We start from the raw sequence: 12528 nt of genomic DNA, 5'->3' as shown, positions 1-12528 counted from the left end.
TAAATATTTTGAATTAGTATCGCAAAACTCTTAATAATTTGTTAACTTTCCTAGTAAAATATTTTTTTTTTTCGTTAAAGGTCAAAATTTAACATTATAACATATGTTTATGATAGTGTTATATAATTGTAATTCCTGTGTTTTGTTTGCTCCGTTTGTGAGATTAATATTTATTAATCCGTTTGGTGTTTGTATTGAGGTTCCAATTCCAATTCCTATTAATTTTTTTATTTTGTTAGGGTCTGTAACGCTTGTCAGGTCTTGGTATATTCCATAATCCAAGATCGAATTAATGTAGAGATTTGAAGAAACAATATATCGGTACTCTGTAAGAATGGAGGCTGTGAAATTTGCCTGGAGACTATTTTCTAAAAAACCTCTTATTGACCTGATTCCGCCAAATCTGAATAATTCGTTTGAAATATAGTTTTTGCTATGCAGGTAAAAATTTTGTGAATTTATGTTAATATAGTTTTTGTTGTTAAGTTCAAAATTATATCCGGCATTTAAATTTGTGTAAAATTGTTTACTGGATCCTGCTGTTTCTAAATCATTATTTGTGTTCCTTTTTCCATAACCAGCTGCTAAATTTAAAAATGCTTTTTTGGGCATAAGGTAATTGTTGTAGTCTGTTTTTTTATATTCGTAAGTTGATGTGAAATACGAATTGTCAAAATCGCTAATGGTTGAGTTATTTGTGTTTTGGATATCGCTTGATTCTGTAGCTTGATATCCGAGATACACTTTGGAATTGTAATTAATGTAATACCCTAAATCGATAGCTGTTTTTGTGTTTTGAAAAGTACTGTCTTGTTTGAATATGTTTAATTGGGCCTTTATTCCGAGTGATGATTTGAATATATATGGAATTTCGAGTTTGGTGCTGAAAGTCTTTTGTTGGTTTCCATCGCTTTTCCAGTATAATGAAAATTGCTCTCCGGCATGCAGTGTGTTGATTAATTGAACATCAAGATATCCATTAAGCGTTACTTTTTTGTTTTCGTCATTTGAAAATCCAATAAAACCGTCAAAAGTGTTTGCTTTTCTTTTTTCTATGTAAGTATAGATTTTGGTAGATTCATTTGTAAAAAGTATTTCGGGATATTTTGTTTGAGAAACAAACTCGAAATTATTAATGTCTTCGTAAAGCTGTTTTGTGATTTCCTGATTAAATGTTTTGTTCAGGTATTTTTTATTAAGCTGCTTTAAATGGCCTTTAGGGAAAAAGTCGCCAGAATTGCTATTTGCATAATTTAAGATAATTGAATTTACATTGCGTTTTTTTTCGGATTTAAAATTTAAGTCGGCATAAATTGTCAAATTCTTTCTTCGAATATTTTCGAGTTTAATTTTGCTCAGTGCAAAACCTTCTTTTTCGGTTTGGATTATTTTGGTATTTAAATAATTTTCAATTTCAGTATAAGGGAGAATTATGGAATCATTTTGGTTTTTATGAGGGTCAAAAAAATGATTATTTATACCTATATATATATGTATACTTTTTATTTGGTTTTTTAGACTGAAAAGTACAGTATATGTGCTATCGTTTATTTTGTTGTTTTCTAGTGTTTTATTATCTAGAAAGCCTTTTTTTGAAAGTTTACCGGAAGTGTTTTTTATTTCGTTAAATAAAGATTTGATATTGGGATGGGTTTTGTTATAGTTTAAGGAGTCAATAATTTTATTTTCAACATCATTTAATCCATTTATTTTTAGATAAAAGGTTTGAGTATAGGCAGAAAAGCTTATAAGTAAAAAAAACAATGTATTAAAAAACTGTTTCAAGAGAAAATGTTTTATTTAATTAAGGTATATGCAAATATCTATTGTTTGTTTGTAAAAACATACTAATAAATAATGTTGTTGAAAATTAATAGATTAACGTTTGTATAGTGAAAATTATTTTATACATTTGCAACCCCGTAAAAAGCGGGAATTTAATAAACATAATAATTTTTAGTATTAATTATGCCAACAATTCAACAATTAGTAAGAACAGGAAGAACTCAGATAACTAAGAAGAGTAAATCGGTTGCTTTAGATTCTTGTCCTCAAAGAAGAGGGGTTTGTACGCGTGTTTACACTACTACACCAAAAAAACCAAACTCTGCAATGCGTAAAGTTGCGCGTGTACGTTTGACAAATGGTAATGAGGTGAATGCTTACATTCCTGGAGAAGGACACAATCTACAAGAGCACTCGATAGTATTAGTTAGAGGCGGAAGGGTAAAAGATTTACCAGGTGTTAGATATCATATCGTTCGTGGAGCGCTTGACACGTCAGGAGTTGCAGGAAGAACGCAAAGAAGATCTAAGTACGGTGCTAAACGCCCAAAAGAAGCAAAAAAGTAATTTAAAACTTTTAAGAAAAAGACATGAGAAAAAGAGCGGCAAAGAAAAGACCACTTTTACCGGATCCAAGGTTTAACGACCAATTGGTAACGCGTTTTGTAAACAACTTAATGTGGGATGGTAAGAAATCTACAGCTTTCAAAGTATTTTATGATGCAATTGATATCATTGAAACTAAAAAGCAAAATGATGAGAAAACTTCATTAGAGATCTGGAAAGATGCTTTAACAAACGTTATGCCTCACGTAGAAGTACGTAGCCGTAGAGTTGGTGGAGCTACATTCCAAATTCCAATGCAGATTCGTCCAGACAGAAAAATTTCTATGGCAATGAAGTGGTTAATACTTTATTCTAGAAGAAGAAACGAAAAATCTATGGCACAACGTTTAGCGTCAGAATGTTTAGCTGCTGCTAAAGAAGAAGGTGCTGCGGTTAAGAAAAGAATGGATACTCACAAAATGGCAGAGGCTAACAAAGCATTCTCTCACTTTAGATTTTAATTCGTAAGAAATGGCTAGAGATTTAAAATATACAAGAAATATCGGAATTGCTGCTCACATTGATGCTGGTAAAACAACAACTACTGAGCGTATTCTTTTTTATACTGGAAAGTCACACAAAATTGGTGAGGTACACGATGGTGCTGCAACAATGGACTGGATGGCACAAGAGCAGGAAAGAGGTATTACAATTACTTCTGCTGCTACAACTTGTACTTGGAATTTTCCAACAGAGCAAGGTAAAGCGCTTCCAGAATCATTGCCTTACCACTTTAATATTATTGATACTCCTGGACACGTTGACTTTACTGTAGAGGTAAACCGTTCTTTACGTGTACTTGATGGTTTGGTTTTCTTATTTAGTGCTGTTGATGGTGTTGAGCCTCAATCAGAAACTAACTGGAGACTTGCTGATCAATATAGGGTTCCTCGTATGGGATTCGTGAATAAAATGGACCGTCAAGGTGCTAACTTTTTAGCTGTATGCGGACAGGTTAAAGATATGTTGAAATCGAATGCGGTTGCAATTACTTTGCCTATTGGTGATGAAGCTGATTTTAAAGGTATTGTTGACTTAGTGAAAAATCAAGCTATTGTATGGCATGATGAAACTCAAGGTGCTACTTTTGATATCGTTGATATCCCAGCGGATATGATTGATGATGTTAAGCATTACCGTTCTATTCTTATCGAAGAGATTGCAACTTATGATGAAAATCTTTTAGATAAATATATGGAAGATGAAAACTCTATTACAGAGGAAGAAATCAACAATGCATTAAGAGCTGCTACTATTGATATGGCTATTATTCCAATGCTTGCTGGTTCATCTTTCAAAAACAAAGGTGTTCAGTTTATGTTGGATGCGGTTTGTAAATATTTACCATCTCCTTTAGATAAAGAAGGTATTGAAGGAATTCATCCTGATGATGCTGATTTATTAGAAGAAGATCAAACGAAAATTTTACGTAAGCCAGATGTTAAAGAGCCGTTTGCTGCTTTGGCATTTAAAATTGCTACTGACCCATTCGTTGGGCGTTTAGCTTTCTTCCGTGCATATTCTGGACGTTTAGATGCTGGTTCTTATGTTTTAAATACTCGTTCTGGTAATAAAGAAAGAATTTCTCGTATTTACCAAATGCACGCTAATAAACAAAATCCAATCGAATTTATTGAAGCTGGAGATATTGGTGCTGCTGTTGGATTTAAAGATATTAAAACAGGAGATACTCTTTGTGATGAAAAGAATCCAATTATCTTGGAATCTATGAAATTCCCTGATCCTGTAATTGGTATTGCTATTGAACCAAAAACAAAAGCTGATGTTGATAAAATGGGTATGGCTTTAGCTAAATTAGCTGAAGAAGATCCAACATTTACAGTTAGAACTGATGAGGCTTCTGGGCAGACTATTATTTCAGGTATGGGTGAGCTTCACTTAGATATCTTAGTAGATCGTATGAAACGTGAATTTAAAGTTGAAGTAAACCAAGGTGAGCCTCAAGTTGAGTATAAAGAAGCGTTTACAAGATCTGCAACACATAGAGAGACTTACAAGAAACAATCTGGAGGTCGTGGTAAATTCGGTGATATCGTATTTACAATCGAGCCTGCTGATGAAGTTGATGGTAAAGTTCCGGTTGGATTACAATTTATCAATGCTGTAAAAGGTGGTAACGTTCCTAAAGAATATATCCCTGCTGTTGAAAAAGGATTTAGAGAGGCTATGAAAACTGGTCCATTAGCAGGATATGCTGTGGATAGTTTAAAAGTAACTTTAACTGATGGATCTTTCCACCCTGTGGATTCTGATGCATTATCTTTTGAGTTAGCTGCAAGAATGGGTTATAAAGAATCAGGACGTGCTGCTGGAGCTGTTATTCTTGAGCCAATCATGAAAATCGAGGTTATTACTCCAGAAGAAAACATGGGTGATATCGTAGGTGACTTGAACCGTCGTAGAGGTCAGGTTAATGATATGGGTGATAGAAATGGTGCTAAAACTATTAAGGCTGATGTGCCTTTATCAGAAATGTTTGGATATGTAACTACATTAAGGACATTATCTTCTGGTAGAGCTACTTCAACAATGGAGTTTTCTCACTATGCAGAAACGCCTTCTAATATTTCAGAAGAGGTAATCAAAAAAGCAAAAGGTAACGCTTAATTTTAAGAAAATGAGTCAAAAAATCAGAATAAAACTAAAATCTTACGATCACATGTTGGTAGATAAATCTGCTGAAAAGATCGTAAAAACAGTAAAAACTACTGGAGCAGTTGTAACAGGTCCAATTCCGTTACCAACTCACAAAAAACTTTTCACTGTGTTGCGTTCTCCGCACGTTAACAAAAAAGCGAGAGAGCAATTTGAAGTAATGTCATACAAGAGATTGATTGATATTTATTCATCTTCATCTAAAACTATTGATGCTTTAATGAAGCTTGAATTGCCAAGTGGAGTTGAAGTAGAAATAAAAGTATAATTTTTTTTATTATATTTTATATATAAAAGCGGGACAGAAATGTCTCGCTTTTTTGTTTGTATAGAGTTTGTGTATGAGTATCATGAATTTACTAAAAGAAATGAATTGTTATGATTTTGTTTAAAATGTATGCTGTTTTATATTGGTGAAGAGGTTTTTTCTTTAGTAGACGAAGTAATTGTTAAGAATAATATATCTGTCAGTTAAGTGGAGAAAAAATATTTTTTACACATATGGCTTATTGCTAATAGTGGGTTTGATCGTTGGATTTTGATTATGAGCGATTTAATTTTTGTAACTGTTTGGTATATTCAATTTTAATGTATACTTTTGCACTCCCTGTTTGGAAATTTCTGTTATTTTCAAATTGAAGGGAATTTTAGTAATTAATAATTAATATTTATGTCTGGGTTAATTGGTAAAAAAATCGGCATGACTAGCATTTTTGATGAAAACGGGAAAAACATTCCTTGTACAGTAATCGAAGCTGGGCCGTGTGTTGTTACCCAAGTCAGAACCAAAGGTGTTGACGGGTACGAAGCGTTGCAACTTGGTTTCGATGACAAAAACGAGAAACATTCCACTAAAGCGGCTTTAGGTCACTTTAAAAAAGCTGGAACTGTTGCTAAGAAAAAAGTCGTTGAATTTCAAGATTTTGCAACTGAACAAAAATTAGGAGATCTTATCGATGTTTCTATTTTTGCTGAAGGAGAATTTGTAGATGTACAAGGTGTATCTAAAGGTAAAGGTTTTCAAGGGGTTGTTAAACGTCACGGATTTGGTGGTGTTGGACAAGCAACTCACGGTCAACACAACCGTTTAAGAGCGCCAGGTTCTGTGGGAGCTTCTTCATATCCATCTAGAGTATTCAAAGGAATGCGTATGGCTGGAAGAATGGGAGGAGATAATGTAAAAGTTCAAAACCTTAGAGTTTTAAAAGTAGTTGCTGAAAAGAACCTGCTTGTTATTAAAGGATGTGTTCCTGGACATAAAAACTCTTATGTAATCATTCAGAAGTAATGGAAGTAAAAGTATTAGATTTCAACGGAAAAGATACTGGAAGAAAAGTTCAACTTTCTGATTCAGTATTCGCAATTGAACCAAACAATCACGCTGTATACCTTGATGTTAAGCAATATCTTGCTAATCAAAGACAAGGAACTCACAAAGCTAAAGAAAGAGCTGAAGTGACAGGAAGTACACGTAAGATTAAAAAACAAAAAGGAACTGGTACAGCTCGTGCGGGAAGTATCAAAAATCCATTGTTTAAAGGTGGTGGAACAATTTTCGGACCAAGACCAAGAAGTTATTCATTCAAATTGAATAAAGGTTTAAAAAGATTGGCGAGAAAATCTGCTTTCTCAATCAAAGCAAAAGAATCAAATATTATCGTTGTTGAAGACTTTAATTTTGATGCGCCAAACACTAAAAATTTCATTAACGTTTTGAAAGCTTTAGGGTTAGAAAATAAAAAATCTCTATTTGTGTTGGGAGAGTCAAATAAAAATGTATATTTGTCGTCACGCAATTTAAAGGCTTCTAATGTCGTAACTAGCTCAGAATTAAGCACTTACGCTATTTTAAACACTAATAATTTAGTGCTTTTAGAAGGTTCTTTGGAGTTAATCGAAGAAAATTTAAGCAAATAATAGGAGTATGAGTATCATAATTAGACCTATAGTAACAGAAAAAGTAACCAAAGAAAGTGAAGTTCTAAACCGCTTCGGATTCGTTGTTGACAAAAAAGCTAACAAAGTTCAAATTAAGAAAGCTGTTGAGGCTGCTTATGGAGTAACTATCGTTTCAGTTAACACAATGAATGTGAGACCAGATAGATCTACTAAATACACTAAAAGTGGTTTAATCAGTGGAAAGACAAATGCAATTAAAAAGGCAATTGTTCAAGTACAAGAAGGAGAAACAATTGATTTTTACAACAATATCTAAGATAGAAAAATGTCAGTAAGAAAATTAAAACCTATTACCCCAGGTCAGCGATTTAGAGTTGTGAATGGTTATGACGCCATTACAACTGATAAGCCGGAACGCTCTTTGATAGCGCCGATAAAAAACTCTGGAGGTAGAAATAGTCAAGGAAAGATGACCATGCGTTACACGGGTGGTGGTCACAAGCAGAGATATCGTATTATTGATTTCAAAAGAACTAAAGATGGAATTCCAGCTACAGTGAAATCAATCGAATACGATCCAAATCGTACTGCATTTATCGCTTTATTAGCTTATGCTGATGGAGAGAAAACTTATGTAATTGCTCAAAACGGATTGAAAGTTGGACAGAAATTAGTTTCTGGTCCAGAATCTCAACCTGAAATTGGTAATACATTACCTTTAAGCAGAATTCCTCTTGGAACTGTTATATCTTGTATTGAGTTACGTCCAGGACAAGGAGCGGTTATTGCTCGTTCAGCTGGAACTTTTGCTCAGTTAATGGCAAGAGACGGGAAATACGCAACAATTAAAATGCCATCTGGTGAAACAAGATTAATCTTGTTAACTTGTTCGGCTACAATTGGAGCTGTTTCTAATTCTGACCACCAATTAGTTGTATCTGGAAAAGCAGGTAGAACAAGATGGTTAGGAAGAAGACCTAGAACTAGACCAGTAGCGATGAACCCAGTTGATCACCCTATGGGAGGTGGTGAAGGACGTTCTTCTGGAGGGCACCCACGTTCAAGAAACGGATTGCCAGCTAAAGGTTACAGAACTCGTTCTAAGAAAAACCCGAGTAACAAGTATATCGTAGAACGTAGAAAGAAATAATAAGATATGGCACGTTCATTAAAAAAAGGACCTTTCGTTCATTATAAATTAGACAAGAAAGTTCAGGAAAACGTAGAAAGTGGTAAAAATAGTGTAGTAAAGACTTGGTCTAGAGCTTCTATGATTACTCCGGATTTCGTTGGACAAACTATCGCAGTTCATAACGGTCGTCAATTTGTACCAGTTTACGTAACAGAAAACATGGTAGGTCACAAATTAGGAGAGTTTTCACCAACTAGATCTTTTAGAGGTCATGCTGGAGCAAAAAATAAAGGTAAAAAATAAGAAGCAATGGGAGTTCGTAAAAGAGAAACAGCAGATGCGAGAAAAGAGGCTAATAAGTCTATTGCTTTCGCAAAATTGAATAACTGCCCTACTTCACCTAGAAAAATGCGCTTAGTAGCGGACTTGGTAAGAGGTCAGAAGGTAGAAAGAGCACTTAACATTTTAAGATTCAGTTCTAAAGAAGCTTCAAGAAAATTAGAAAAACTATTATTATCTGCAATCAACAACTGGGAGCAAAAAAATAGTGAAGGTAATTTAGAAGAAGCTGGATTATTTGTTAAAGAGATCAGAGTAGATGGTGGAATGATGTTGAAAAGACTTCGTCCAGCTCCACAAGGTCGTGCACACAGAATAAGAAAACGTTCTAACCACGTTACAATCGTGCTTGGAGCTATCAATAACACACAAAGCAATTCTTAAGCAGCATGGGACAAAAGACAAATCCAATTGGAAATAGACTTGGTATCATCAGAGGGTGGGACTCAAACTGGTATGGTGGAAATGATTACGGAGATAAACTTGCCGAAGATCACAAAATCAGAAAGTATATCCACGCTCGTTTATCAAAAGCTAGTGTATCAAAAGTAATCATCGAGAGAACTTTGAAACTTGTAACCGTTACTATCACTACTGCTAGACCTGGTATCATTATCGGAAAAGGCGGACAAGAGGTAGACAAGTTAAAAGAAGAACTTAAGAAAGTTACTGACAAAGAGGTTCAAATTAACATCTTTGAAATTAAAAGACCTGAGTTAGATGCTTATCTTGTGGCGACAAGCATCGCTCGTCAAATCGAAAGCCGTATCTCTTACAGACGTGCAATTAAGATGGCTATTGCAGCTTCTATGCGTATGAATGCAGAAGGTATTAAAGTTTTGATTTCTGGTCGTTTGAATGGTGCTGAAATGGCACGTTCAGAAGGTTTCAAAGAAGGTAGAATTCCTCTATCAACTTTCAGAGCTGATATTGATTATGCTTTGGCTGAAGCTCACACTACTTACGGTAGAATGGGTATCAAAGTATGGATCATGAAAGGTGAAGTTTATGGAAAGAGAGATCTTTCTCCACTTGCTGGAATGGATAAAAAACAATCTGGTACTGGCGGTGGTAAAGGTGGAGATGCCCCTAGAGGTAAATCTAACTTTAATAAAGGTGGAAAACCAGACGCTCGTAAAAGAAAGTAAATTTTTAAACTAAAGAAAAATGTTACAGCCTAAAAGAACAAAATACCGTAAGGTACAAAAAGGTAAAATGAAAGGTAACTCTCAAAGAGGGCATGAACTTTCAAATGGAATGTTTGGTATTAAATCTGTACATGAAGATGGAATGTTCTTAACTTCTCGTCAAATCGAAGCTGCACGTATCGCTGCAACTCGTTACATGAAGAGAGAGGGACAATTATGGATTAAAATATTTCCAGACAAACCTATCACTAAGAAACCTCTTGAAGTACGTATGGGTAAAGGTAAAGGAGCAGTTGAGTATTGGGCTGCTGTTGTTAAACCAGGAAGAATTATGTTTGAAGTTGGAGGAGTTCCATTATCAGTTGCAAAAGAGGCTTTACGTCTTGCAGCTCAGAAACTTCCAGTAAAAACTAAATTCGTCGTTGCTAGAGATTTCGAAGCATAATTTATATTTATTATGAAACAATCAGAAATAAAAGATCTTTCTGCAGCGGAGTTGCAAGAAAAGCTTAGTCAAACTAAGAAAGTATATGCTGACCTAAAAATGGCTCACGCTATATCTCCAATTGCTAACCCACTTCAAATTAGAAGCGTTAGAAGAACAGTTGCAAGATTGGCTACAGAGTTAACTAAAAGAGAGTTACAATAATTGTATTCTGCTGAAAGATGGAAGAAAAAAGAAATTTAAGAAAAGAAAGAATAGGTGTTGTTACTTCAAATAAAATGGATAAATCTATTGTTATTGCTGAAGTAAGAAAAGTAAAACACCCATTATACGGTAAGTTCGTGTTGAAAACTAAGAAATATGTTGCACACGACGAAACAAACGACTGTAACATTGGAGATACTGTAAGAATTAGCGAAACGCGTCCTTTAAGTAAAACAAAATGTTGGAGATTAGTTGAAATCTTAGAAAGAGCTAAATAATTATGGTACAACAGGAATCAAGACTAAAAGTAGCAGATAACACGGGAGCAAAAGAAGTTTTAACTATCCGTGTTTTAGGAGGTACCAAAAGAAGGTATGCCTCTGTTGGTGACAAGATTGTAGTATCTATTAAAGATGCAACTCCAAACGGTAACGTGAAAAAAGGAGCTGTTTCAACTGCAGTTGTTGTACGTACCAAAAAAGAAGTGAGAAGAGCTGATGGTTCTTATATCCGTTTCGATGACAATGCATGTGTTCTTTTGAATGCTGCAGGGGAAATGAGAGGAACTCGTGTTTTTGGTCCGGTAGCAAGAGAACTTCGTGAAAAACAATTCATGAAAATTGTATCATTAGCACCAGAAGTGCTTTAATTCGTTTTAAGATGATAAAGCTAAAAATAAAATCAGGAGATATCGTAAGAGTTATTGCTGGAGACCATAAAGGAGCTGAAGGTAAAGTTTTACGTGTTTACCGTGAGAAAAATAAAGCGATAGTTGAAGGTGTAAACCTGGTTTCAAAACATACAAAACCAAGTGCTAAAAACCCTCAAGGTGGTATCGTTAAGAAAGAGGCTTCTATTCAAATTTCTAACATTTCTCTAATTGATCCTAAAACTAAGGAAACAACTAGAGTAGGTATTAGAGTAGAAGGAGATAAGAAAGTAAGATTTTCAAAAAAATCTAATCAAGTACTATAGTAATGGCATATACACCTAGACTAAAAGAAGAATATAAGAGTAGAGTAATCTCTGCTCTTAAAGAAGAGTTCGGATATACAAACGTTATGCAAGTTCCAAAACTTGAAAAAATCGTTTTGAGCCGTGGAGTTGGTGCAGCTGTATCTGATAAAAAACTTATTGACTATGCGGTTGATGAGTTAACAAAGATCACTGGACAAAAAGCAGTATCTACAATTTCAAAGAAAGACGTTGCGTCATTCAAATTGAGAAAAGGGATGCCTATTGGAGCAAAAGTTACTTTACGTGGTGAAAGAATGTATGAGTTTTTAGATAGACTTATTACTTCTGCTTTACCGCGCGTTAGAGATTTTAGTGGTATCAAAGCTACTGGTTTCGATGGAAGAGGTAACTACAATCTTGGAGTTTTGGAGCAAATCATTTTCCCAGAAATTGATATTGACAAAGTAAACAAAATCTCAGGAATGGATATTACATTTGTTACTACTGCAAAAACAGACAAGGAAGCAAAGTCATTATTGGCTGAATTAGGATTACCTTTTAAAAAGAATTAAGATATGGCTAAAGAATCAATGAAAGCCCGTGAGGTGAAAAGAGAAAAAACGGTAGCTAAGTATGCTGAAAAGAGAAAAGCTTTATTAGAAGCTGGAGACTATGAAGGTTTACAAAGATTACCAAAAAACGCTTCACCTGTTCGTTTGCACAACCGTTGTAAATTGACTGGAAGACCAAGAGGTTATATCCGTCAATTCGGTATTTCACGTGTAACTTTCCGTGAAATGGCTAACAATGGATTAATTCCAGGTGTTAAAAAAGCCAGCTGGTAATTTAAAAAAGTTTATAAATTGATTAAAGGTTCAGGAGGCAGAGTGCTTCCTGAAAACCATAATCGCAATCAAATACATATGTATACAGATCCTATTGCAGATTATTTGACTAGAGTTCGTAACGCTGTGGCTGCAAACCACAAAGTTGTTGAAATTCCAGCTTCTAATCTTAAAAAAGAAATAACTAAGATCTTATTTGATCAAGGTTATATCTTAAGTTACAAATTTGAAACGAACACTGTTCAAGGTTCTATCAAAATTGCTTTAAAGTACGATAAAGATACTAAAGAGCCTGTAATTAAAGATATCCAAAGAATTAGTAAACCAGGTTTACGTAAGTATGCTGGTGCTGCCAAATTACCGAGAATCCTTAACGGATTAGGAATTGCTATTGTTTCTACTTCAAAAGGTCTTATGACTGGAAAACAAGCAAAACAATTAAATGTAGGTGGTGAAGTAATTTGTTACGTATACTAATTTTAAACACTAGAT

General features: G+C 34.4%; 20 protein-coding genes. 19 read left to right on the top strand and 1 reads right to left on the bottom strand.

Translation table 11 applies throughout. The features are described 5' to 3' along the window. Positions 1–81 precede the first annotated feature (81 nt). A complete protein-coding gene (locus tag NLJ00_RS02260; protein ID WP_256636086.1) occupies positions 82–1785 on the bottom strand; it encodes a BamA/TamA family outer membrane protein in 1704 nt (567 codons plus the stop codon). Between the two features lie 183 nt (positions 1786–1968). On the opposite strand from NLJ00_RS02260, the gene rpsL reads away from it, so the two are divergent. The 19 genes from rpsL (at position 1969) to rpsH (ending at position 12513) form a co-directional block, all read left to right on the top strand. Next, positions 1969–2352, top strand: a complete 384-nt coding sequence (gene rpsL, locus NLJ00_RS02255) for a 30S ribosomal protein S12 (protein WP_007136570.1) — start codon at positions 1969–1971, stop codon at positions 2350–2352. 23 nt (positions 2353–2375) lie between these two features. Next, positions 2376–2852, top strand: a complete 477-nt coding sequence (gene rpsG, locus NLJ00_RS02250; protein ID WP_026727879.1) for a 30S ribosomal protein S7 — start codon at positions 2376–2378, stop codon at positions 2850–2852. A 10-nt stretch (positions 2853–2862) separates the two neighbouring features. Then, positions 2863–5019 (top strand): elongation factor G, encoded by a 2157-nt coding sequence (gene fusA / locus NLJ00_RS02245; protein WP_053470826.1) that lies wholly within the window; start codon positions 2863–2865, stop codon positions 5017–5019. Positions 5020–5029: 10 nt separating this feature from the next. Further along, a complete protein-coding gene (gene rpsJ, locus NLJ00_RS02240) occupies positions 5030–5335 on the top strand; it encodes a 30S ribosomal protein S10 (RefSeq protein ID WP_007803605.1) in 306 nt (101 codons plus the stop codon). A 402-nt stretch (positions 5336–5737) separates the two neighbouring features. Further along, positions 5738–6355 carry a 50S ribosomal protein L3 gene (rplC, locus tag NLJ00_RS02235; RefSeq protein WP_007803612.1) on the top strand — a complete coding sequence of 206 codons (618 nt, stop codon included), beginning with the start codon at positions 5738–5740 and terminating at the stop codon, positions 6353–6355. Next, a complete protein-coding gene (gene rplD, locus NLJ00_RS02230; protein WP_053470827.1) occupies positions 6355–6984 on the top strand; it encodes a 50S ribosomal protein L4 in 630 nt (209 codons plus the stop codon). Before rplC ends, rplD begins: the two co-directional genes overlap by 1 nt. A 7-nt stretch (positions 6985–6991) precedes the next feature. Further along, positions 6992–7282 carry a 50S ribosomal protein L23 gene (rplW, locus tag NLJ00_RS02225; RefSeq protein WP_012022489.1) on the top strand — a complete coding sequence of 97 codons (291 nt, stop codon included), beginning with the start codon at positions 6992–6994 and terminating at the stop codon, positions 7280–7282. A 9-nt stretch (positions 7283–7291) separates the two neighbouring features. After that, positions 7292–8116 carry a 50S ribosomal protein L2 gene (gene rplB, locus NLJ00_RS02220; protein ID WP_035650459.1) on the top strand — a complete coding sequence of 275 codons (825 nt, stop codon included), beginning with the start codon at positions 7292–7294 and terminating at the stop codon, positions 8114–8116. A 6-nt stretch (positions 8117–8122) separates the two neighbouring features. Next, positions 8123–8401 carry a 30S ribosomal protein S19 gene (gene rpsS / locus NLJ00_RS02215; protein ID WP_012022488.1) on the top strand — a complete coding sequence of 93 codons (279 nt, stop codon included), beginning with the start codon at positions 8123–8125 and terminating at the stop codon, positions 8399–8401. 6 nt (positions 8402–8407) lie between these two features. Continuing rightward, positions 8408–8821 carry a 50S ribosomal protein L22 gene (gene rplV / locus NLJ00_RS02210; RefSeq protein ID WP_007803631.1) on the top strand — a complete coding sequence of 138 codons (414 nt, stop codon included), beginning with the start codon at positions 8408–8410 and terminating at the stop codon, positions 8819–8821. 5 nt (positions 8822–8826) lie between these two features. Next, positions 8827–9585, top strand: a complete 759-nt coding sequence (gene rpsC / locus NLJ00_RS02205) for a 30S ribosomal protein S3 (RefSeq protein WP_012022487.1) — start codon at positions 8827–8829, stop codon at positions 9583–9585. A gap of 19 nt (positions 9586–9604) precedes the next feature. Continuing rightward, positions 9605–10030 carry a 50S ribosomal protein L16 gene (rplP, locus tag NLJ00_RS02200; protein ID WP_017495016.1) on the top strand — a complete coding sequence of 142 codons (426 nt, stop codon included), beginning with the start codon at positions 9605–9607 and terminating at the stop codon, positions 10028–10030. A 12-nt stretch (positions 10031–10042) separates the two neighbouring features. Next, entirely contained in the window at positions 10043–10234 is a 192-nt protein-coding gene (gene rpmC / locus NLJ00_RS02195) for a 50S ribosomal protein L29 (protein ID WP_008464297.1), read from the top strand. Positions 10235–10251: 17 nt separating this feature from the next. Then, positions 10252–10512 carry a 30S ribosomal protein S17 gene (gene rpsQ, locus NLJ00_RS02190; protein WP_007803646.1) on the top strand — a complete coding sequence of 87 codons (261 nt, stop codon included), beginning with the start codon at positions 10252–10254 and terminating at the stop codon, positions 10510–10512. Between the two features lie 2 nt (positions 10513–10514). Next, a complete protein-coding gene (gene rplN, locus NLJ00_RS02185) occupies positions 10515–10883 on the top strand; it encodes a 50S ribosomal protein L14 (protein WP_007803649.1) in 369 nt (122 codons plus the stop codon). Positions 10884–10894: 11 nt separating this feature from the next. Next, the gene (rplX, locus tag NLJ00_RS02180; protein WP_053470828.1) at positions 10895–11209 is read left to right on the top strand and encodes a 50S ribosomal protein L24; all 315 of its coding nucleotides are present in this window, start codon (positions 10895–10897) and stop codon (positions 11207–11209) included. A gap of 2 nt (positions 11210–11211) precedes the next feature. Continuing rightward, positions 11212–11763, top strand: a complete 552-nt coding sequence (gene rplE / locus NLJ00_RS02175; protein WP_017495015.1) for a 50S ribosomal protein L5 — start codon at positions 11212–11214, stop codon at positions 11761–11763. A gap of 3 nt (positions 11764–11766) precedes the next feature. Continuing rightward, the gene (gene rpsN, locus NLJ00_RS02170) at positions 11767–12036 is read left to right on the top strand and encodes a 30S ribosomal protein S14 (protein ID WP_008464305.1); all 270 of its coding nucleotides are present in this window, start codon (positions 11767–11769) and stop codon (positions 12034–12036) included. A 78-nt stretch (positions 12037–12114) separates the two neighbouring features. Further along, positions 12115–12513: a 30S ribosomal protein S8 gene (gene rpsH, locus NLJ00_RS02165; protein ID WP_029272051.1), complete on the top strand. Its 399-nt coding sequence runs from the start codon at positions 12115–12117 to the stop codon at positions 12511–12513. The last annotated feature ends 15 nt before the right edge of the window (positions 12514–12528 follow it).

It is taken from the genome of Flavobacterium panici, assembly GCF_024499525.1.
Lineage (GTDB): Bacteria > Bacteroidota > Bacteroidia > Flavobacteriales > Flavobacteriaceae > Flavobacterium > Flavobacterium panici.
This window is presented reverse-complemented; position numbering and strand designations above follow the sequence as displayed.